Origin of the sequence: Streptomyces cirratus (assembly GCF_014650775.1) — a bacterium.
In the GTDB taxonomy this organism is placed as follows: domain Bacteria; phylum Actinomycetota; class Actinomycetes; order Streptomycetales; family Streptomycetaceae; genus Streptomyces; species Streptomyces cirratus.
The window spans coordinates 47,097-67,350 of sequence record NZ_BMVP01000020.1 but is presented as its reverse complement, the minus strand read 5'-3'; the positions used below and the strand labels follow the sequence as shown (position 1 = coordinate 67,350).

Sequence of the window (20,254 nt, the reverse complement as noted above, 5' to 3'; positions counted from 1 at the left end):
CCGGGGCCCCTTCCGTCGAACACGGCACGGCGAAACCCCCGCCTTCCGGGCCCGGGCCCTACGGGGCCGACTGCCCGGGAGGGCCGGCGCGCAGCGAGGTGGTACGCGGTCAGTCCGCCTCGACACGGGCGACCAGGACCAGGGTGCCCAGGGCTGTCGGCACGTACAGGATCCGAACGCCGGCCTCGCGGTGTTCACGAATCGCACCGTGCTTCGAGGAGACGCCGATCTCGGGGTTCCCGGAGACGGCCGCCAGCGCGGGGTCGAGCCGCAGCCGTTCGGCATCCGTCATCTTCTCGATCTGCTCCTGCGCCACGTCGTAGAAGACGATGCGGGCTTGCTTCGGGGCGTGCCGCCCCATCAGGCGATGTTGGGAGTGGGAGCGGAGCCGTCGAGCGGGGGCTGACCGAGGTTCTCGCGCAGGTCCTCCCAGGCGGTGACGCGGTCCAGGTCGACACCTTCGCCGGCGAGTCGCTCCAGAACGTAGGCGATCTGCGGTTCGCAGTCAGCCAGTTCCCGCGCGTCGGCCCGCAGCGCCTCCTGCTCGGCCGGGTCGAAGACGATCCGCAGCACGGCCTCCAAGTCATAGATGCTGCATCGAGGCTAGCGCAGGAGCAACTTCGGCGTGCGTTCGCCGAGCGATCCGCGCCCGGACGGTTGCGGACCCGGTCCGCAGGCACCGGGATGGTGGGCTTGATCCCGAGTCTGCACAGGTAGGACCGGTCATCGCGGGGGAGTTGTAGGCCTTGTCGGCCCGCACCCGGTTCGGACGCTTGCGTGGCCTGCCGAGCCCGAGCCGGGGCACCCGGATTGCCTCCGGAACCGGCTCGAACTGCGGCGAGTCGCCCTGCCGCCCGGCCGTGATCACAGCGGACAGAGACTTCTGCCCCTGCTCGACGTTCCGTCCCGCTGCCAGTGCCGGGAACAGGCCATGCGCCCGGCCCGTTCTGCGCCGGGAGTGGAGCCGCTGGGGCGGCGATCCACCCACCGCCTCGACACGACCCGTACCTGCACCGAACGGCAATGCGCTGTCGGCTGCATCCGGTTCTCAGCTCTCCAGGAAGCGCTGACGCCACCACCCACACGCACCCCACGGGGTTGCCAGCCCGAGGTGAGGGCTGAGGGGGACAGTCCGACGGTCGAATTCGGCATCGAGCCTGCCGACGAGTCTGCCGAGGTCATCCCGCGCCCCGCGCGGAAGCCACAGCAGCACGTCCTCCAGGCGGTCTCGCGCCACCAGGGGATTACAGCAATCGCAGCCCAGCATCGGATCCGGCAGGACCCGCCCTGGCTGATTCAGGTGTCGCCGGCACTCGGCCAGGGCAGCAGCCACAGCTCCCGGCCACAACCGGTCCTCTTCCAACTTCCGGATCGCTACGCGAGTCGCCGCAGACACCCCACGAATCCGGTGAACCGGAATGCTTCTTCTGGGGCGCCAACGCTTCGCGCGCAACCCCTTCGGCCGCCTACGCGGCATCAGCCTTTCGGATCATCATGACGTCATCCTGCCACGGACCGGGCCGCCTTGGCACGTGACCGACGAGAGCCCGAACCACTTCAAGCGTCTTACTTCTCAGGCTCCGGCACACTTTCCGCGATCGGTGACGTTGAGTGGTGGACGACGGTTGGGTCCGGGTCAACGGGCCCGGCACAACCTCGGGTGACGGAGCGTGCAGGGCAGTCGTTTCTCCGGTCAATCCGGTGACCCACCGGGTGAGAGGCCCGCGACCAACGGGGCACCGGCCTGCTGACGACCGCCTTGCCGCCGGCGTCCGCACCAGGACCCAGTAGCGGCGCGACGTCGGCGAGCTCGGGAACGCGCCCACCCACCTTCGATGTCACGTGCTCGATGTTCGACGGTCGACGTCACAGGGCACGTACGGCGGGCGGGCGTCGCCGTAAGGCGGCTTCCTCGGCCGCGTTCAGCGTCCGCTCCGCACGGCCCGGCTCCCCGCGCAGGCAGGTGCAGCGCCGACCTCAGGTCAGTCCCGTACTGCGCCCGTCGAGGCGCCTTGCACGCCTCCCACGAGGGGGCCGGCACCCACCGCACAGCGGCAGGTGGGAGCGTGGCGCTCCAAGACTTCCGGCTCGTCCCGAGGCGAGCCTCCACCCGTCCTCGGGGCGGCTCATCGTGATGGGCCGTACCGACTACGGCGACGGCGGCGAATACCAGCGCCACAGCTGGACGGCGGACCGCCCGGTCCTCCCCAGCACCAGCGGCTCCGCCGCACACTTTTGTTGTCTTGACAACAGTTGCCACGGCATTCATGGTGGAGGGGTGACAGCATCAACCAGCGGCCTCCGTGACCACCTCGGGTACTGGCTCCGCCGTCTCTCCGACGAGGTCCACGGCCGCTTCGAGAAGCAGCTGGCCGAGCACGGCGTGACCGTCTCCCAGTGGACGGTCCTGATCACCGTCTACCGCGGCGACGCCACGACCACTCGCGAGGTGGCCCGCTACGTCGACATCGACGTGGGTGCGGTCTCCCGCCTGGTCGACCGGCTGATCGCCAAGGGCCTGATGTCCCGCGAAAGCGACCCCGGCTCCCGGCGCATCCTGCGGCTGGCCCTCACCGATGCCGGCCGCGACCTCACACCGCGCCTGGCGGAGATCGCCGACCGCAACGACGCCCACTTCTTCGCCCACCTCGACCCGGCCCAGCGCCGCCAGCTGGAGGACTGGATCCGCCGTCTGATCGGCGATACCTGCCCCGAACCCCCTGCCCCCGGAGAGGCCCCGACATGAAAACCGCCCCCGCCACGGTCCGCTCGATGACCAAGACCGTCAGCATTAGGCGCCCCGTCGCCGAGGTCTTCGCCTTCCTCGCCGATCCCGCGAACTGGCCCGCCTGGGCCGTGGTCAACGTCAAGGCGATCGAGCCCACCGACGACGCCGACTGGTGGCTGATGACCACCCCGCACGGCCCTGCCAGGCTCCGCATCCGCGGCAACGCCGAACTCGGCATCCTCGACCACGACTACATCGATGACCAGGCGTCCTGGCAGGTCCCCGCCCGCGTCGTCGCCAACGGCACCGGCACCGAGTTCATGATCACCTTTTTCCAGCCGCCTACCTTCACCGACGCCTTCTTCGACGAGCAGATCGCTCTCGTCGACACCGAACTGACCACCCTCAAGCGCATCCTGGAAACCGGGGCGTGAGCGCGCCCCGCGCCCGACTCGCCGAGGCGGCCGACCAGCTCACCGGCCGACTCGCCCGCCTCGGCGCCCCCGTACGCGCCGCCCGGCACCGTACCCGTCTGCACAGCGACTTCACCCACCTCGGCGTCGCCGTCCCCGACCTACGCCGGGCCGTCACCACCTTGCGCAGGGAACTGCCCCCGCTCACCCGAGCCGACGCCCTGGCCCTGGCCGGCCTTCCGTGGTCCGGTGACGTCTACGAGCACCGCCAGGCCGCCGTCGACGTACTCACTCAGCACGCGCGTCAGCTCGCATCCGCAAAGCGATCGGCTGGGCACTGCGCGAGACCTCCCGACACGACGTCCGATTCGTAGCGACGGATCGCCCAGGTTCGCCCTGGCCCGACCGGCGCCGCGGCCCACTCGAAGGCATTGTGAGCGACGCCCGGCCCGCGGCTGCGGCCACGCAGGAACGCATCGTAAAGGAGTCGGCCGGCCCCGCCGTCGTCGGCCGCACGCAGAGCGAGGGGACCGGAGCGCGGCTGCTGCACCCCGGTCCTCGACCGGCGGGGTGAACCCCTGCGGTAGGCGGTACGGGCGACGCTCAGCCCGTGAAGGCCGCGAGGGCGAGGCGCTGGGCTATCGCGGGGACGCGGTCCTGGGCCGAGGAGGTTCCTGCCGCGTATACGGCCCGGCGGTTCAGGTCGGGGGTGGCGAAGACACCGGACTTGTAGCCGATGTCGCTGCCCGTCTTGCCCCACAGGAGGGTGCCGTCCGGGAGCGGGAAGGACATCAGGCCGGCGCTGTAGCAGGCGGTGCCCTTGGCGGGGCCGACGTTGCAGTTGGCGGAGTCCGCGTAGGGGAGGGGCTTGCCGTCGGAGCCGCGGGGGACGGTGAAGAGTTCGGCCTGCTGGGCGGGGCGCAGGAGACGGCCGCTGAAGAGGCCGGTGATGAACCGGTCGAGGTCGGCGGTGGTGGAGGTCATGCTGGAGGGCAGGCCGCCCTGTTCGTTGACGTCGACGAGCAGGCCGTTGCTGCGTGGCAGGTAGCCCGGGAGGTAGGGGCGGGGCACGGGCGTGGCCCTGCCCGGCAACGACGTGGCGGTGTCGCGCATCCCGAGGGGTTTGAGGATGCGCCTGGTCACCTCGTCGTGGAGGGAGTGGCCGGTGAGGCTCTCGATGAGTTCGCCGGCGATGCGGTAGCCGAAGGAGTTGTACTCCTGCCTGGTGCCAGGGCTGAAGCGCGGGCCGGGTCCCGGACGCCCTTCGGGGTACAGGGTCTGCCGGATGATCTGATCAAAGCTGAGGGAGTCGAAGCGGCCGTCGATCACCTCGTCCTGGGAGGCCGGCGGTGCGCCCTCGAAGTCCTGGGGCAGCCCGCTGGTGTGATTGAGCAACTGCCGCACGGTGACGGTCTCCTTGAACCTGTCCTCGGGCAGCAGTCCGGGCAGGTAGTGCTGGACGCTCTGGTCCAGGTCGACGCGCCCCTCGTCGGAGAGCTGCAGGATTATCACGGCTTCCATCGGCTTGCTGACACTGCCGATCCTGAAGTGCGCGCCGGCGCTCACCGGCTTACCGGTGACGGCGTCGCCCGCCGTACCCCGCCACGTCTCGCCGTCACGGTGCACCTCCGCCACGACGCCCGCCGCGCCGTCGTCGGGGCGCAGGGCGATGGCATCGCGGAGGGCGACGCGGTTCAAACCGGGGGAGGCGGCGGTGGCCGCGTGGGCGGGGACGGCGACGGCGCACAGCGCGGCGGCGGTCGTGAAGGCGGCCAGGTAGGTGGCCGACGGATGGCGCAGGGACATACCGACTCCGCTCGAAAAGGCTTGGAACTGGTGCTCGTTGCGCCTTCGAGTCTTTCTCCCCGGGAGCTCCCACTCGATTCGGGATCACCCTGACACGACCCCGAGTGCCCCCTGAGCAGCACCCTGACCAGACGGTCGGCCGGGGCCGGTCCCATGCCGCGGTCCACCGGAGGCCGAGCGGCGAGCCGGTATCGGGGTCCACCCCGCCCCGAGGCTCAGTCACCGCCTTCTGTGGGCGGGTTCGCGGGTCTGCTGGTACATGACGTTTCCCGTCCGGCGGCCGCCGCGGTGGGACTGTGGGCAGCGGCAGCGGCAGCGGCAGCGGCAGCGGCAGCGGCAGCGGCAGCGGCGGCGCGGCGCAGCTCCACACCGCCCGCCCGCCATCCGGTGGGGGCCGTCCAGTACGGGTGGGTGCACAGGCGTCCGGACAGGGCGATCAGCCGGCGTCGCAGAACGGTGGAACCGGAGTCGGCCGGGGCCTGGGCGAGATCAGCGTATGTACGCAGCCACGCTTCTTGCAGGGCGAGCAGGTCATCGGGGAAACGGAATGGTGCTCTCACTCCTATATTCCAACACATGTTCGATTGTTTGTGTGACTCCTCCGCTTGGTCACCGTCCGTAGGCGCGCCTCGGTGTCGCGGACGATGCTCCCTGGACCGTGCCCACGTCGAGGGATCGTCGGCCCTGGCAGGGCCGCCCTGCTGAGCAGCGATGATTGATGCGTGCGGGCTGGGCGGAGCGGCCGGCGGGTTCCCGGGGGTGGGGCAGTGATCGAGGTCGGGCAGCAGGGCGCGTTCAGCGTGAACAGTGTCGGCCTGGAGCGCCGGCCGTTCCCCTTGAGCTTCGGCATCCGCGAGGCCGAGGGGGTGTGGCAGGTGCGCGCGGGTGCGGCCCAAGCCGGTGCGCTGGTCGACCTGCTCATGGCCGTGGCGAACGACACGGTGGCGGTGGTGTCGCTGGAGACCAACTCCTATCTGGACGAGGACTGGCACGCACTGCGGCCCTCGCTGATCGCGGCCGAGCTCGGCGTGCCGTGCAGGGTCCACCCCCTCGGATCCTGGGCGGCCGGCGCGAACGGACTCGCGGATGAGTTCCTTGTGTTCGACCGCGACCTCCTGCCCCGATTCCTCGACGGCACGTGGGCGGCGTACGAGCTGACCTTGATCGACGTGCCCGCCGACGTGACCGCGGAGCAGCTCGACGAGCTCGCCCTCGTGCTCGGCACGATCGGCATCGATGAGCCGCTCCTGAGCCGCCTGGGAGAGTCCCGGGTCTGGTTCTCGGGCCACGATGACTGCTACGTGTTCTTGGAGGCCCGCGAGCCCGCCCTGCCGGCCGCGGTCCTGGCGCGGCTGATGACCCTGCTGGCCGGCTCCGCCCTCGCCGAACTCGCGGAGGCGCCTTGCTCTCGCGTTCCCGAGCCCGGGCCCTGGCTGCCTGAGCGGCTGATCGCCACGGCACCTCACTGGATCGGAGTCCTGGGCAACGTCACCGAGGAACTGGTCGCCATCCGGCTGGCTGCCCTGCCGGAGCCGTGGCGGCTGGGCGACTCGTTCCCGGGGCAGGCCGATCTCACCGCGACGCTCGACGTACGTCACGGCACCTGGCGGATCACGCCCGAGGAGTGATAGGAGGAGCCACCCCGGCAGTCAATGGCCAGAAGCGTCCCGTCCGAGATCAGATACGCCCTCGTCGCAGCGGCCCGTACAGCCTCGGCGAGTGTGGGTGCGAGGGCGGCCAGGAAGCGAAGGGCCGAGCTGGACACGTCGACGCCCGACGGGTAGACAAGCACGCTGAGCCTCTGGGTGGAGACGATTCTCTTGGTCGAAACCCATCTACCAGGGGCTTGCCTGCCTGTCAGCTTAACTGCCAAGCCCGCCCGCCAGGCTGGGAAGACCAGCGTGTAAGCCACAGTGAGGAGTCGAGTTGTTACGTTGTGAGGCGGTCGGTAAACGGTACGGCGCAGGACGATGGATCCTCAGTGACGTGGACATGGAAGTCGCGACCGGTGACGTCCTCGCGGTGGTCGGCAGCAATGGTTCGGGGAAGTCGACCCTGCTGAGGATCCTCGTCGGACTGTCGCAACCCACCACCGGGAGCGTGTCGGGCCGACCACCGCGCATCGGTTACGTACCGGACCGCTTCACCGGCCACGACCGCATCTCGGCGATCTCCTATCTCACCCACATGGGGCGCATCCGTGGCCTGTCGGCCTCCGCAGCCCGTGCCCGAGGCCATCACCTGCTGGAGCGGCTGTCCCTGGTGGGCGGCCGGAACGCACCGCTGCGCACGCTGTCGAAGGGCAACGCGCAGAAGGTGGCGCTCGCCCAGGCCCTGCTTGTCCAGCCCGACCTGCTGGTCCTCGACGAACCCTGGTCAGGTCTGGATGCCTCGGCCCACGGTGTCCTCGCCGAGTTCATCGACGAAGTGGCCGCACAGGGCGGAGCAGTGGTCTTCACCGACCACCGCGAGGCGATCACCGAGATGCACGCCCGCGGCGCCTACACCATCAGCGACGGCCGGGTCACCTCGCACGGCGGCCGGCACGCAGGGAGTCGCACCTCGATGGTCGAGCTGGTCCTGACCGTGATGCCCACCGGCGTCATGCCGATCGAGGTGAACTGGTCCGTGCTGCCGGGTGTGACGGACACCGCCCGGCGCGGCGGGGAGGTCGTCCTGCGGGTGGCGCGGGAGCACTCGGACGCCGTACTGCTGACGGCTCTGCAGCACCGGTGGTCGGTGGCCAGCCTGGCCGGGGCCGGGGCCGGGGCCGGGGCCGCGGACGAACGCAGTGCGCGGGGGACCGCCCTGTGATCGCGCTGGTCCGCTATATGTCCACGGTGCTGCTGCTCTCCCAGCGCTACCTCGCGCCGCTGTTGCTGTTCCTCGGCCTGGTGGCCGTGCTGACCAGCAGCGACACCGGCCCGCTCACCGCGACCTACGCCTCGGTGGCCGGGGCCATGCTGCCGTGTTCGGTCTGGCTGACCATGACACTGATCGGTCTAGAGGACCAGGCGCACCGCTCGATCGTCGTCGTCAGCGCCGGCGGCCGCCCTCTACGCGTCCTGCTCGCGACGGTCGGGACGGCCGCCATATGGTGCCTGCTGCTGATGTCTGCCGGCCTGGTTCTGCCGCTGCTGTCCGGAACCCACACACCCGGCCTCACGGATCTGGCGCTGGGAACCGCAGCTCAACTCACCTGCGCCTTCACCGGCATCGCCATCGGAGTGGTCTGCTCGCGGCTGGTGTTCCGACGGCAGGGCTACGCGCTCGTCCTCGCCCTGGTACTCCTCCTGGCCGTACTGCTGGGCAAGGGCGTTTCCCCGGTCAACATCATGCTTACCCACCTGCAAAGCGCGTCGGACTCGGCGGACGCCCTGGCACCCACGGGTGCCCTGCTCGCCGTCACTGCGGGCCTCTTGGCTGCCGCAGTTGCCATGACACAGGCGATCACCCGCAGAAAGGCATGAACTCTGCGGCGGTGTGCCCGCACCGGCGCGGGCTGCGCAGCGCTGACCGGTAGGACGCCTGCCCCGCCGTCCTGGCCGCTTCGGTGAGCGTGAGCAGGGCCTGCCGGCCGGTGCTCAGGCGCCTCCAACGACTGCCGATGAACCGTCAGTGCACGCGCAAATCGGGCCCTATTGAACTGCCCATGTGGCAGGTTGGAAAAGATTCAGTGACAGGGGAGGCACACCCGGCCGCCCCCCCCGCAACACCACAGGTGGGGCGGCTGACAGCTACGGCGAGCCACCCAAGTGCGCAGCGGGCCAAGGGGAACGCTCAAGGGCCAATCGCGCCGACGCGCCGCTGAGTCACAGTTGCGCGCCTGGGATCCGGCGCTGTAGTCGGCCCGTCCGGCCAGATCGGCGCTCAGTAGTCGGTGGAGCCGATCCGCTGCATCCCGTACGGTCGGCCCGTGATGATCAAAACAGGCGACCCCCGCAGTCTCGGTGTCCCTTCCTCCGAGGCGCGGTTGCACTTCCGCACGGAACTGCAAGAGCTCGGCGGCGGCCCGCGGCGCCGCTTGCTCATGGTCGACGACGAGCCCGCCTTCGAGCTCAGCTCCTACTGCGGAACGTGCCCACTCCTGTTCCGCCGACTGGAGACCTCGAAGGAGAAGTTGTCCCTGGAGAGCATGCAGGAGCAGCTCACCGGGGCACTGGACGAGACGGACGCTGGCGGCGTAATCGATGCGTTCGGTGCGTTGCTGCCGCAGGGCGAGTACCTTCCGCTGCTCCTGAGCGTGGAACCCCGGCTGATCATCCCGGGTAAGGAAGGCGACTACTTCAGCGGCGAACAGGTCACGTCATGGGGGCTCGATCAGTTCTGGGGCCTCCCGGAGTACCCGCACACCCCGTACTACCGAACCTTCGAGACCGCCGTCGACGCAGACGCCCACCTCTACGAGTTCGTCGTGCCCATGGTTCCCCCGACCTGGAACGAGAGGGAGCGTGTCGAGGAGTACATCGCTCTCATGGAGCAGGGAACGGTCCCCACCGCAGTGGCGGTCTCCACGCTGGACGTGTGCGGGCCCGCCGGCAGCTTCGGAGACGACCCCTCTGTGCACTGGGGCCTGACCCACTTCCTCCTCGACGGCCACCACAAACTGGAGGCCGCTGCCACAGTGGGCCGGCCGGTCCGGCTCCTCTCGCTCCTGGCCCTGGGCGACAGCCTGGCCGGAGCGGACCACAGCGCCCGGCTTCCTGCCCTGCGCGCCCAACCGCGCTCGGCCCGAGCGACCGGCACCTGAATCAGCACCGAAGATCCACCTGGAGGCCAAGGCCAACAGCAGCGCATATCAGCGCCGACGACGGCCGGTTGGCGCTGCGTGTCCACATCACGTCACTGCGGGCTGAGGGAGCTGAACCAGCGCGGCGCGGGCGGCTTCCCAGGGGGTGTGCCGACCTCAGCTTAGGGGCCTGCGGTGAGTGGCCACCACCGGTCCGTGGTGCTCAGCGCCTGCGCTTCCGCGGAGAGGGGGCGAGGCTTTCGAGGGCCGGACGTTGCGGGCCTGCTCTGCTTGGTCTGGTTGGTGACCAGCCGTCAGGCAGTGGCGCTTGCCGACTCGGCCGTCGGCTGAAGGGCATGGGTGCAGGGCGTGTCTGCGACAGTCGCGGGGATGCGCATGCGGCGCAGGAGATCACGTGTGGTGCGTGTGCCGGATGTGCTGAGCCAAGACATGCCGGGGTGGCGGGAGCGCAGGTGCGAGAGCGCCCGGGTGTCCAGGCCGGTGCTGCGGAAACGCTCGTCGATGACGACGGTCGTGATGATGCCCTGAGCGCAGTCGGCGCAGAGCCGGTAGTGGATCTGGCCCACGACTTGGCGGATGTGGACGAGGAGCAGGCATTCCTCGCCCGGGCCGGACAGGTCGGGGACGTGTGTGGACAGGAAGTCGATTGTCCGGTACGCGAGGATTCTGCGCCGCAGCCGGTCGGTGAGCCGACCTGGGCGGGAGTGCTTCGCTTCGGCTTGTCCGGACCGCGTTCGGGGAGATCGTGCCGGGCCGAACCCAGTGCTCATGGGACGCGCATGTTGTCCGTGCATGACGTTCGTGTGCCCAGGCGTCGGAGCCGTACCCGTCCCGTCGGGCTGCTGCCTGTTCTCCATGGGTGGGATTCGGAGCGATTGGTCCGCAATCTTGCGTTATCTCTTTGTCGTGCGGGGCCCACGTGGTGCATCCCGTCGGCCGCCCTCCCGATCTGTGGCCATCGACAAGCTCAAGGGGGAGGCTCACCGCCCGCGACACTGCGGCACCGGTCGCGCCCGCTAGCTGCGGGCCTTGCCCGAATGGTCAGGGCCGCCCTCTTGGGCGGGCGGGCGGCCGGTTCCCACAGGCGCAGACGTTCGGCGCGCGGCGGTGCCATGGCCCAAGGCCCGTAGCGGGGGGGCAGGTCGTGCCAGGGGTGACCGCCGGCCTGTTGTCACAGGATGCCGTTGACGACGGCCGGGTAGTCCGGGCCCCGGGCCCCGCACCGGGGGAGAAGGGGGAGCACAGCACCCCAGGCACACTGGCCGTGTCCGCCACAGGGTGCGTGCGCGTCGTGCGACCGCAGATCTGAGCCGACGCCCCAGCCGCAGGAGACCCCGCCTCGACTGGTCGAAGGAGCCGACCGAGAACAGCTCAACCTCGCCCCGCCCGACCGCCAAACCAGGCCCTCGCTCCGTCAGCGCTTCTGTGCCCGGTACCGTTTGAGAAGAGCGGTGAGCTGTGCGGGTTCGGCAGCGCCGTTCAGCTCTGTCAGAAGAGCGTCAGGGCAGAGCTCGTAGTGGTCACCCCACCACCGACGGCCTTTGTTGTCCCATATGCGATAGCCCCCGGGAACACCCCTCGCCACGTACCGGCGTCTGCTTATTTCGCTCACTCCCTATGACAGTTCCCTCACACTACAACGGGGGGCTGCGGTGCTGACCTATTCCGAAGTCATGCCCACCGGTGTGGCTTTGCTGACGAATGCCGCCGCCTGACCCGGGAAATGTCCTTCCCGGTCGGCGTGGGCGACGCATGCCGCGCGACCTCACACAGTTGCAGGTCTACCTCTCCCCGCAGGACAGCGCGGATCCACACAAGCGGGCGGTGAGCGGCCCACCTTGACCGCCCCTGCAACACAATACGATTCCGTCCTGGGGGACTTCCAGGACGTGCACACCGTTCGTCCGGACAGCGGGGCAGGGGCGTGACCATGATTCGTTTCACGGACAGGTGGACCGGCACCAGATATCCGCGCAGAGGTACCCCCGCGCGGTCGGCCACGGACGTGCGGGCCGCACTGCTTGCGGTCAACGGCCCAAACGTCGGGTTCGTCGTGCGGGAGGCTAGCCTCAACGAAGACGCCGACCTGGTGGCGGAGTTCGAGTACCCGGCGCTGGACGTGACCCTCAAAACCCGGATGAGACTGCGTCCAGCAACGCACGAGGTCCGTGTCCTTGAAGAGCGGTGGGAGCCGACGGCCGATGCAGCCCGTAGACAGTACGGCCGCGGACCGGCGGACAAGGTGTACCGGCAGTGGGGAATGCCAGGAGCGGATGGCCGCCGCCATAAGGCCGAGACGTTCCGCTTCGGCACGCAGGACATGAGGTATCCCCTGCAGCGAGCGGTGCTCGGCGCGGGATGGACGTGGCGCGGCGTGCTCTTCAGGCTGTGATGTAACGCTTCGGCGCGAAGGCGCCGCTCGGAACGCCGGGCATCAGCCCGTTCGAAGGAACCGCTGGGACGCCGAGGCCGACGTCATGATCGAAGTCAGAGGCGAGCGAAGATGAAGATCAAAACGGTACCGACAGCCCGGCCTCGCGCAGCTGGGACAGGGCTGTGGACATGCATTGCTGCACGGTCCTCCCGTCAGCACGCATGCCGTGCTCCAAGGGACCGCCACTGGCGGCGAACGTCCACGCCGGAGCGTTGTCCGCCACCCTCTCGGCATCCACTCTGATCATGGCGTTCACGCCCTGCTCGCCCAGCCATTCCAGGATGAGGAGCGTTACATCCTCGATGCCGACATCCTGGTCGGTCTTTGGCCAACGGCCCCGGTTTCCTGTCATTGCCCAGACTCTACCGAGGGGCCGAAGCAGTCGGCGTCCAGCGGCCAGGTCGGAGGGCTCAGTGCCTGGTTTCCGCGACGCGCCGGTACTCCTGCGGATCCCGCACTGGGTTCGGCGTGAAGTCGGTCCACTGCCGCCATGGGCAGGGTGTGGCGGACTCCGCGCGTGCAGTGCCAGTGCCCGGCCGGCAGTGCGCGAGTAGGACTTCGGGTCGGGCAGGAAGGTCACCGGCATGTGGACACCCCAGCGCACCGTGTCCGGCACCGCACCGGGCACAAGGGCATACCCAGGGACATGGTGTTGCGTCCCGCCCACAGGAAAGTCCCCGCTGGACCGGGCGAACAACGGCCCTCACCCTGACGCTGCCGAGATCCTCCGGGCAGCAGGGGCGCAACCGATGGCTCAGCCCGTTCCGTAGCCGGCGCGACCTCAGCGCTCGCTTTCGTGGCAGGCGCTGAACTCGTTCTTCAATCTCAGGTTGCTGCGGGGTGCTTGCCGGTGGGGAAATTGCGGTGCGTGCCGGCACCATGCTGGGCAGACTTGCGGACATGACCGAGAAGATCACCCGCATCAACCCCGAGCAGCTGCACGAGACGCCGGGCTACCACCACATCACGGTGGTAGAGGCAGGGCGTACGGCCTATCTGGCAGGACAGTGCCCGCTTGATCGGAACGGTGACCTCGTCGGTGTCGGTTCCCTCGAGACGCAGGTCGACCAGGTGGTCGTGAACGCGCTCACTGCCCTGGCCGCGGTGAGTGCCCAGCCTGAACATGTGGTGCGGTCAGTGATCTACGTGCGTAGCGATGAGCGGGACGTTCTCGGAGCCGCATGGCGTCGGCTGACCGAGTCTGCCCTCAGGCCGGCGTTCACCACCGCCAGCACGCTCCTGGGTGTGGCCCAGCTGGGCTTCCCGGGACAGCTCGTCGAGGTGGATCTCACCGTGGCGCTGCCTGACTGACTTCGAACGGCGTATCGAACTGGGTAGCCGGCTGGGCATTCGCGGGTGCTGGGGCGGCCTTCGTCTGCTGCCTGGTGCTGCTTCAAGGACCGTCACGATTCCGGGATGAGTTGTACGCGTGTCTGACCCTGCGGGGCGATGATCTGTTCGAGCCGGCGGACGCGGTGCTGTGTGCTCCGGGTGCGGTGCGCTCGGCGGTGGAGCGGACATTGCTGCCCGGGCACCGGCGTGGGTATGGAGCTGTGTACGACGGCCTCAACCAGGGCCGGATCGACAGCACCCGGCTGCTGTCGTTGCTGGCCGGCCTGCCGCTGCCCGCTTCCCGGACGGGCGCCGGGCGAGCCGGACATCACCATCGTGACCGACGCCGGCTACGACGTCACGCGCCTGGCCCGGGTCCTGCAGGACCTGCCTGTGGAGCTGGTCGGCCGCGTCCGCGGCGACCGTGCGATGCGGCTGCCGAAGCCGCCGCGCGTCTACGACCCGAGAGGTGGCCGACCGTCGGAGCACGGGCCGGAGTTCCGCTTCGCCAAGCCCCGAGGAGTTCGCGGCGCTTCCGCCCGGAGGCGCGGCCGGGCGCGCCGTCCGCACAGGAGGAGACCGAGTCCAAGGTGCTCTGGGAGCAGGATGCCCAGCGCGTGAACGCCTTGAAGTCCCGGCGCGGGGAGCGTCCGTATGGACCATCCGGTGGACTAGTGGACCTGGATGCCCGCTCCGTACGGCTTGCCACCGCTGTAGCAGATGGCGGTGCTGGTGGTGCCGACCCGCCGCCACGTGGGGTCGTAGACGGTGTAGTCCTGGGCCCAGGGCCGGTTGCATCGCGTGTACACGCGGAACTCGCCGGTGCCGCTGACGCATGTACCGGCAGCGGTCGTGGAGGACTTGTACCAGGTGCGGCAGTCATACGCGTCAGCTGCCGCAGGACTCGCCCCGGCCACCAGCAGTCCGGCGCCCAGGGCCAGCGAGGTCAATAAGGATCCGACGCGCTTCATCCGTGGCTCCTGACCGCAGGTTTCACTCTGGGCAACGAGTCGCTGGCGGTTGCGACAAGGCCCCGGGCCCTCACTATCCGCGTGCCGCCCGTGCGTGACAACCCCGCGTGAGCGAGGCGGTGTTCCGCTCCCCGGCGCATGCGCGGGCGGTCCGCGCACGGGGTCCGGTTCGAGCGCCGAGCGCCGAGCGTCGAGTGGCGGAGTGGCTCGGCCGGGTCATCTACCGTGGACCGTCCGCGTCCTTCGCCAGGGCGGCGGTCACAGCCGCATCCACATCGGCGTACAGGGGCAACGACTCCGGGGGAAGTATGTCCGCAAGCCGGGGTCGCAGGTACTCGGGTACGGCAGCCAGGTACAGGACGCCGCCGATGGCAGCGGTGCTGGTGGCGGCCCCACTGAGGACGTTCAGGCCCGCGTCGTCGCAGGTATCCAGGGCGGCCAGATCCAGCACGAGCACGGTCACGTCCTGTAAGAGGCAATCGCTGATCACACTGCGCAGCTTCCAGCCGACGGTGTGGTCCAGACGGCCGGATACGGTGACGACGGCCAAGGAGACGCCGGTCTCCATGCCGTCGGCGCCCAGCGGAAGCGGCCTGGTCGCCAGCGACAAAACGGGCAGCTCGCCAGGAACGCTCATTCGGCGGCCTCGCCGTCTGAGGTTCCGGTGTCGAAGCCGAGGACCGCCTGGTGCTCGATGGCCGAGCAGTGGCCGTCGAGACGGCGGCAGAGGGGCGAAACGGGCAACAGTGTCTCCGTGGAAGCAGCGCAAAGCGAGAGGCCGCTTCCTGACCCACCGCTCATTCTGCCAGTAAGCCGAGCCGGATCGGTCGCGCCCCGGCAGGCCGCGCGCCGTCTCCGGGGGAGAAGGCGGGGCACGGGCCCGATTTCGAGGCGCATAGTGGAAGGCAGGGGCTGTCACCTTCCGCCCCCCTCGGGCCGCTGGCGGCCGACCGCGCTGGAGGCGTCCCTTCGGGTCGGACCCCACAGGCCCCAGTGGCACCCGACGTCGACCATCTGCGTGCTCTGCCCCGAAGGGAAAACGATCATGTCCGTCGCTCCCGCACCCGGTCTGCCGGATGTGACCTCGATCCTGCTGGACACCGATTCCCTCGACGGCTTCCTCCAGGGCCTGGCCGACGCTGCTCTGAAACTGATGCCGGCGGCTGAGGGCTGCGGTATCACGCTGGAGCGCCAGGGCCGCCCCATCACCGTCGTCAGCGCGGGCCAGAACGCCCCCGAACTGGACGAAGCGCAGTACGGACAGGACGACGGGCCCTGCTTGCAGGCCCTGCGCACGGGCGAGGAGGTGCCCGTGGCCGACATGCTCGGCGAAGCGCGCTGGGGCCCCTACCCCGCCTACGCCGCCGCCCTCGGCACACGGTCCTCGATGTCGTTGCCGATCGCCGCACACACCGACACCGCCGGCGCCCTGAACATCTACGCGGCCAAGCCGGACGCCGTCACCGACGCCGACCTCACGGACCTGCGCAGCCTCGCAGCCCAGGCCACCGGAGGCATCGCACTGGCCCAGCGCATCGCCGACGCCCGCGCCTTCACCGCCGACCTACAGACGGCCCTCACATCCCGCAGCGTCATCGACCAGGCCACCGGAATCATCATGGGCCAGCAGCGCTGCAGCGCGGAGGAAGCCTTCGCGATCCTGCGCACCGCTTCCCAGCACCGCAACGTCAAACTCCGCGACCTGTGTACCGGCCTCGTCACCAACATCACCGGCACCCCGCCACCGGACGGGCAAGCTCTGCGCGCCCGCCCGTGAGCAGGGGCCGACGACACACCTGAGCAGGTGCCGCAGGCGCACCGCAGCCGGTGGGGCCGGCGCGGCAGCGTCTCGGCGGAGCGGCCCGTCAGCTCGGTCCTGCGGACGTACCCGTCCGGCGGAGCACTGGTGCGTCGCTGTTCAGCTCTTGCGGGTCAGTGGTTGCCCGGCGAAACCCACCCCTGCCAGGCCGTGGGTCATGAGGTTGCGGATGTTGGCGTGATCAGTGCCGTTCGGCGTCGCCAGCACGCTGCGATAGTGCTCACCGAATGCCAGCAGCGCTTCCTGGTCGCTCAGCCCCTCCAGCAGGGCCAATCCCAGCGCCTTGCAGGAACCCTCGTTCTCACCTGCGGCATTTTGCAGTTCCCCGTTGCGGAATGCCTGCGGCTGGTAGGCGTAATGCGCAGCGACGAAGGACAGGGTGTCGGCGAACTCGTGCTCACCTGACGCAAGGCTTGCCCGCAGCGAGTCCAGATCGGTCATGTCGGTTCCCCTGGGTTGGACAGACGACCGGTTGCCGTCCGTGTCCGGACGACGATAACCCCCTCAAGGCCGACCGGTAAGGAGCGGCATCTCCGCAGGTCACGGTCTTCAACTGTGCGATCCGCCGAAAGCCGGCGGCCGTGCCGGTGCCGGTGCCGGTGCCGAGCCGGGCTACCGGGGCTGAGCCGCCGGGGCGACTGGGAGAGTGCGCCGCCGGGAGGGTGCACCACCGCGTTCGCCGGAGGACGTCGGATCGACTGTCCCTGGAAGCGGCTTCTACCGGGACTCTCCGGCTTCTCGTGGGAGCGGGGCCCGGTGACGGCGCCTGCCGCGCGGTTCCCGGCGCGATCAGGTAATCAGGAACGGTGAACAAGGACGTGAGCGACCCCTTCGTGCACGTCCGGGGCGCCAGTGAGAACAACCTGCGGAACGTCGACGTCGACGTTCCGCGGGACGCGATGGTCGCCTTCACCGGCGTCTCCGGTTCGGGCAAGTCCTCGCTCGCGTTCGGCACGCTCTACGCGGAAGCCCAGCGCCGCTACTTCGAGTCCGTAGCGCCGTACGCCCGAAGGCTGCTGCAACAGGTCGGCGCACCGCACGTGCAGGAAATCACCGGACTGCCACCCGCCGTCGCCCTGCAGCAGCGACGCGGGTCGCCCAGCTCGCGCTCGACGGTCGGCACCATCACCACGCTGTCCAACCTGCTGCGCATGCTGTACTCCCGCGCCGGCACCTATCCGCCCGGGGCCGCACGGCTGGAAGCCGAGTCGTTCTCACCCAACACCGCGGCCGGCGCCTGCCCGGAGTGCCACGGACTGGGCGTCGTGCACGACGTCGCCGAGGACCTGCTCGTCCCGGACCCCTCGCTGACCATCCGCGAGGGGGCGATCGCCGCCTGGCCGGGCGCATGGCAAGGCGCCAACCTGCGCAGTGTCGTGAACGGCCTGGGGATCGACATCGACCGGCCGTGGCGCAAGCTCAGGAAGAAGGACCGGGACTGGCTGCTGTACACGGACGAACAGCCCTCCGTGTACATCGAGCCGGAGGAGGACCGCGTCGACTACGGCTACCAGGGCAAGTTCTGGAGCGCCCGCAAGCACGTCATGCACGTCCTCGCCGACTCCAAGAGCGAGAAGATGCGCGAACGGGCGCTCCGGTTCGTCCGGAGTGTGCCCTGCCCCGAGTGTCACGGCAGCGGACTGCGGCCCGAGGCGCTCGCCGTGACCTTCGCCGGACGTTCCATCGCCGAGATCAACGCGATGCCGCTCACCGAGGTCGTGGCGCTGCTGGGGCCCGTCGCGCGGCGGCCCGAGGCCGACGCCACCACGTCGACCGCCCGATCCGGGGAGACGACCGAGGTCGCGGTCCGGATCTGCGGCGATCTGGTCGCGCGCGTCGACGTACTGCTCGACCTGGGCCTCGGATACCTCAGCCTCGGGCGCCGCTCGACGACCCTGTCGCCGGGCGAGGCGCAACGCCTGCGGATCGCCACCCAGTTGCGCTCGGGGCTGTTCGGCGTCGTCTACGTCCTCGACGAACCCTCCGCGGGCCTGCACCCGGCCGACGCGGAACCGCTGCTGGACGTGCTCGACCGCCTCAAGGCGGCGGGCAACTCGCTGTTCGTCGTGGAGCACGACATGGACGTCGTACGCCGGGCGGACTGGGTGGTCGACATCGGCCCCGGCGCGGGCGAGGGCGGCGGACGCGTGCTGTACAGCGGCCCGGTCGCCGGTCTTGAGCGGGTCGGGGAGTCGGCCACGAGCCAGTACCTGTTCGGGCGCGCCCAGCCGCTCGATCACCGCCCGCGCACACCGCACGGCTGGCTGCGCCTGCGCGGCGTCTCCCGCCACAACCTGCGCGACGTGTCCGTCGACGTACCGCTCTGCGTACTGACGGCGGTGACGGGCGTGTCCGGTTCCGGGAAGTCGACGCTGGTGACGCAGGTGCTCGCCGAGGTCGTCCGCGGCCACCTCGGACTCGTACCCGAGGAGCCCGAGGAGGCGCGGCTGGAGGTCGACGTCCAGGACGCGTCGGGGGTCGAGTCGTTCGACCGGCTGGTCCGGGTCGACCAACGGCCCATCGGCCGGACTCCCCGGTCCAACCTGGCCACGTACACGGGCATGTTCGACGCGGTGCGCAAGCTGTACGCGGCGACGGACGAGGCCAGGGCGCGCGGCTACTCGGCCGGGAGGTTCTCCTTCAACGTGCCCGAAGGGCGGTGCGAGACCTGCCAGGGCGAAGGATTCGTCGCGGTGGAACTGCTGTTCCTGCCCGGCACCTACGCGCCGTGCCCGACGTGCCACGGCGCCCGGTACAACGCCGAAACGCTGGAGGTCACCTACCGCGGCAAGAACATCGCGGAAGTGCTGGCGCTGTCCGTCGACACCGCTGCCACGTTCCTGTCCGCCGTCCCCGCCGCCTCCCGCAGCCTGGAGACGTTGCGCGAGGTGGGACTGGGGTACCTGCGACTGGGCCAGCCGGCGACGGAACTCAGCGGTGGTGAGGCGCAACGCATCAAACTGGCCACCGAACTGCAGCGGGCCCGCCGCGGGCACGCGCTCTACCTGCTCGACGAGCCGACGGCGGGGCTGCACCCCTCGGACATCGCGCTGCTGCTGCGACAGCTGCACCGGCTCGTCGACGCCGGCAACACGGTCGTCCTCGTCGAGCACGACCTGGACACGATCGCCACCGCCGACTGGGTCATCGACCTCGGGCCGGGAGGCGGCGACGCGGGCGGGCGGGTGGTCGCGACGGGCCCGCCGGCCAAGGTGGCGAGGGCCCGCCGCAGCGCCACCGCGCCCTACCTCGCGGCCCGGCTCGCGCGCTCCTGACGGCGGCGCGAGGGGCCGAGCTCAAGCTGACTTTCCCGCGCAGCCGAACGACAAGAACGTGCGCGGCTTTAAGCGGTTCTCATACCGGCGGGGGGTCACAGACGAGGATGCATTCGCCGTGGTGATATCCGCAGCATTGGCGATGGCGTGTGGGGTCTCGGTCGACGAACTCCGTGATGATGCGGCCGTCTTCGATGCGGGACACGCCTACTTGCTTCCTAAAGTCGATCTTCAGGTATTCGAGTTCCAAGGTCATGGATTTGATCATGTACCTGTCCGCTGCTTCGGGGTACTGCTCGAACAGCTTGTTCAGTGCGTCGAAGAACTCGGGGTCGGCTTGCGGCCCGCAATTGTGGTTGGTGGTCATGGCAACGCTCCAAGGCGCGAGTGCTTTGTATCCCCAGGCGCTCTGAACCCTCAGATGTCATCGTCTCGCGGACTTCACACTGGTGCCACTGGTCGGCGACGACCTCCAGGTGAGGGACACCGGTGAGCGGAGGACCGCAGGAGAACGACGGAGTCGCCCCGGCGCCAGACGACTTTCCCGGCGGCCCAGTCGAGCCGAAGGGGGAAGTGGATGCGGGCTGACAACTCGTCCCACCTGGCCGAGGCTGCACGGCAGCGCCGCCTGGCCTACATCGAGCGCGTCCAAGCCGTCCTCGGGGCCCTGGAACGCGACGGCGTAGCGGTGACCGTCGCCGGTGTCGCTCCAAGGGCGGGGGTCTC

At 69.7% G+C, this 20,254-nt stretch carries 23 protein-coding genes and 1 pseudogene; 13 read left to right on the top strand and 11 right to left on the bottom strand.

Going from position 1 to position 20,254, the window contains the following annotated elements:
* Positions 1-109: 109 nt before the first annotated feature.
* Both IE207_RS29995 and IE207_RS29990 read right to left on the bottom strand, forming a co-directional pair.
* Positions 110-361, bottom strand: coding sequence for a hypothetical protein (locus IE207_RS29995; protein WP_190187471.1), 252 nt, complete (start codon positions 359-361; stop codon positions 110-112).
* Positions 361-582 carry a hypothetical protein gene (locus IE207_RS29990; protein WP_190187470.1) on the bottom strand — a complete coding sequence of 74 codons (222 nt, stop codon included), beginning with the start codon at positions 580-582 and terminating at the stop codon, positions 361-363. Before IE207_RS29990 ends, IE207_RS29995 begins: the two co-directional genes overlap by 1 nt.
* A gap of 1,696 nt (positions 583-2,278) precedes the next feature.
* On the opposite strand from IE207_RS29990, the gene IE207_RS29985 reads away from it, so the two are divergent.
* The 4 genes from IE207_RS29985 to IE207_RS34235 are packed head-to-tail and all read left to right on the top strand — an operon-like array spanning position 2,279 to position 3,715.
* Positions 2,279-2,746, top strand: a complete 468-nt coding sequence (locus IE207_RS29985; RefSeq protein ID WP_190187469.1) for a MarR family winged helix-turn-helix transcriptional regulator — start codon at positions 2,279-2,281, stop codon at positions 2,744-2,746.
* Positions 2,743-3,162, top strand: a complete 420-nt coding sequence (locus tag IE207_RS29980) for an SRPBCC family protein (RefSeq protein WP_190187468.1) — start codon at positions 2,743-2,745, stop codon at positions 3,160-3,162. Before IE207_RS29985 ends, IE207_RS29980 begins: the two co-directional genes overlap by 4 nt.
* A complete protein-coding gene (locus tag IE207_RS29975; protein WP_190187467.1) occupies positions 3,159-3,515 on the top strand; it encodes a DNA alkylation repair protein in 357 nt (118 codons plus the stop codon). Before IE207_RS29980 ends, IE207_RS29975 begins: the two co-directional genes overlap by 4 nt.
* Complete coding sequence (locus IE207_RS34235; protein WP_190187488.1) at positions 3,455-3,715, top strand: hypothetical protein; 261 nt, start codon at positions 3,455-3,457, stop codon at positions 3,713-3,715. The genes IE207_RS29975 and IE207_RS34235 overlap by 61 nt, the downstream gene beginning before the upstream one ends.
* A 29-nt stretch (positions 3,716-3,744) precedes the next feature.
* On the opposite strand, the gene IE207_RS29965 is transcribed toward IE207_RS34235, so the two are convergent.
* Both IE207_RS29965 and IE207_RS34385 read right to left on the bottom strand, forming a co-directional pair.
* On the bottom strand, positions 3,745-4,947 hold the full coding sequence (locus IE207_RS29965; RefSeq protein ID WP_229874142.1) for a serine hydrolase domain-containing protein: 1,203 nt from the start codon (positions 4,945-4,947) through the stop codon (positions 3,745-3,747).
* Between the two features lie 215 nt (positions 4,948-5,162).
* Entirely contained in the window at positions 5,163-5,525 is a 363-nt protein-coding gene (locus IE207_RS34385; protein ID WP_506004951.1) for a DUF8825 domain-containing protein, read from the bottom strand.
* Positions 5,526-5,714: 189 nt separating this feature from the next.
* Here IE207_RS34385 and IE207_RS29960 point away from each other — a divergent pair, with 189 nt between their 5' ends.
* The 4 genes from IE207_RS29960 (at position 5,715) to IE207_RS29945 (ending at position 9,697) form a co-directional block, all read left to right on the top strand.
* The gene (locus IE207_RS29960; protein ID WP_190187466.1) at positions 5,715-6,575 is read left to right on the top strand and encodes a hypothetical protein; all 861 of its coding nucleotides are present in this window, start codon (positions 5,715-5,717) and stop codon (positions 6,573-6,575) included.
* Between the two features lie 358 nt (positions 6,576-6,933).
* The gene (locus IE207_RS29955) at positions 6,934-7,761 is read left to right on the top strand and encodes an ATP-binding cassette domain-containing protein (protein ID WP_190187465.1); all 828 of its coding nucleotides are present in this window, start codon (positions 6,934-6,936) and stop codon (positions 7,759-7,761) included.
* Positions 7,758-8,417: a hypothetical protein gene (locus tag IE207_RS29950; protein ID WP_190187464.1), complete on the top strand. Its 660-nt coding sequence runs from the start codon at positions 7,758-7,760 to the stop codon at positions 8,415-8,417. Before IE207_RS29955 ends, IE207_RS29950 begins: the two co-directional genes overlap by 4 nt.
* 449 nt (positions 8,418-8,866) lie before the next feature.
* Entirely contained in the window at positions 8,867-9,697 is an 831-nt protein-coding gene (locus IE207_RS29945) for a hypothetical protein (protein ID WP_190187486.1), read from the top strand.
* A gap of 293 nt (positions 9,698-9,990) precedes the next feature.
* On the opposite strand, the gene IE207_RS29940 is transcribed toward IE207_RS29945, so the two are convergent.
* Both IE207_RS29940 and IE207_RS33530 read right to left on the bottom strand, forming a co-directional pair.
* Complete coding sequence (locus IE207_RS29940; RefSeq protein WP_190187463.1) at positions 9,991-10,467, bottom strand: hypothetical protein; 477 nt, start codon at positions 10,465-10,467, stop codon at positions 9,991-9,993.
* Between the two features lie 644 nt (positions 10,468-11,111).
* Positions 11,112-11,300 (bottom strand): hypothetical protein, encoded by a 189-nt coding sequence (locus IE207_RS33530; RefSeq protein WP_229874150.1) that lies wholly within the window; start codon positions 11,298-11,300, stop codon positions 11,112-11,114.
* Positions 11,301-11,627: 327 nt separating this feature from the next.
* Here IE207_RS33530 and IE207_RS29935 point away from each other — a divergent pair, with 327 nt between their 5' ends.
* Positions 11,628-12,089: a hypothetical protein gene (locus IE207_RS29935; protein WP_190187462.1), complete on the top strand. Its 462-nt coding sequence runs from the start codon at positions 11,628-11,630 to the stop codon at positions 12,087-12,089.
* Positions 12,090-12,207: 118 nt separating this feature from the next.
* On the opposite strand, the gene IE207_RS29930 is transcribed toward IE207_RS29935, so the two are convergent.
* Positions 12,208-12,483, bottom strand: coding sequence for a hypothetical protein (locus IE207_RS29930; RefSeq protein ID WP_190187461.1), 276 nt, complete (start codon positions 12,481-12,483; stop codon positions 12,208-12,210).
* Between the two features lie 548 nt (positions 12,484-13,031).
* Between IE207_RS29930 and IE207_RS29925 the strand changes: the two genes are divergently transcribed.
* Together IE207_RS29925 and IE207_RS29920 are read left to right on the top strand one after the other, a co-directional pair.
* Positions 13,032-13,442 (top strand): RidA family protein, encoded by a 411-nt coding sequence (locus IE207_RS29925; protein ID WP_190187460.1) that lies wholly within the window; start codon positions 13,032-13,034, stop codon positions 13,440-13,442.
* 71 nt (positions 13,443-13,513) lie between these two features.
* Positions 13,514-13,979 (top strand): annotated as a pseudogene (locus IE207_RS29920) (transposase); the annotation flags it as partial.
* Between the two features lie 155 nt (positions 13,980-14,134).
* On the opposite strand, the gene IE207_RS29915 reads toward IE207_RS29920, so the two are convergent.
* Both IE207_RS29915 and IE207_RS29910 read right to left on the bottom strand, forming a co-directional pair.
* Positions 14,135-14,434: a hypothetical protein gene (locus IE207_RS29915; protein ID WP_190187459.1), complete on the bottom strand. Its 300-nt coding sequence runs from the start codon at positions 14,432-14,434 to the stop codon at positions 14,135-14,137.
* Positions 14,435-14,654: 220 nt separating this feature from the next.
* Positions 14,655-15,071 carry an STAS domain-containing protein gene (locus IE207_RS29910; protein WP_190187458.1) on the bottom strand — a complete coding sequence of 139 codons (417 nt, stop codon included), beginning with the start codon at positions 15,069-15,071 and terminating at the stop codon, positions 14,655-14,657.
* A gap of 408 nt (positions 15,072-15,479) precedes the next feature.
* Here IE207_RS29910 and IE207_RS29905 point away from each other — a divergent pair, with 408 nt between their 5' ends.
* Positions 15,480-16,211 (top strand): GAF and ANTAR domain-containing protein, encoded by a 732-nt coding sequence (locus IE207_RS29905; RefSeq protein WP_190187457.1) that lies wholly within the window; start codon positions 15,480-15,482, stop codon positions 16,209-16,211.
* 141 nt (positions 16,212-16,352) lie between these two features.
* On the opposite strand, the gene IE207_RS29900 is transcribed toward IE207_RS29905, so the two are convergent.
* Positions 16,353-16,694, bottom strand: coding sequence for a HopJ type III effector protein (locus IE207_RS29900; RefSeq protein ID WP_190187456.1), 342 nt, complete (start codon positions 16,692-16,694; stop codon positions 16,353-16,355).
* Between the two features lie 365 nt (positions 16,695-17,059).
* Between IE207_RS29900 and uvrA the strand changes: the two genes are divergently transcribed.
* Positions 17,060-19,528, top strand: a complete 2,469-nt coding sequence (uvrA, locus tag IE207_RS29895; protein WP_190187455.1) for an excinuclease ABC subunit UvrA — start codon at positions 17,060-17,062, stop codon at positions 19,526-19,528.
* 79 nt (positions 19,529-19,607) lie between these two features.
* Here the strand turns inward: uvrA and IE207_RS29890 are convergent, their stop codons facing one another.
* Complete coding sequence (locus tag IE207_RS29890; protein WP_190187454.1) at positions 19,608-19,895, bottom strand: hypothetical protein; 288 nt, start codon at positions 19,893-19,895, stop codon at positions 19,608-19,610.
* Between the last annotated feature and the right edge of the window lie 359 nt (positions 19,896-20,254).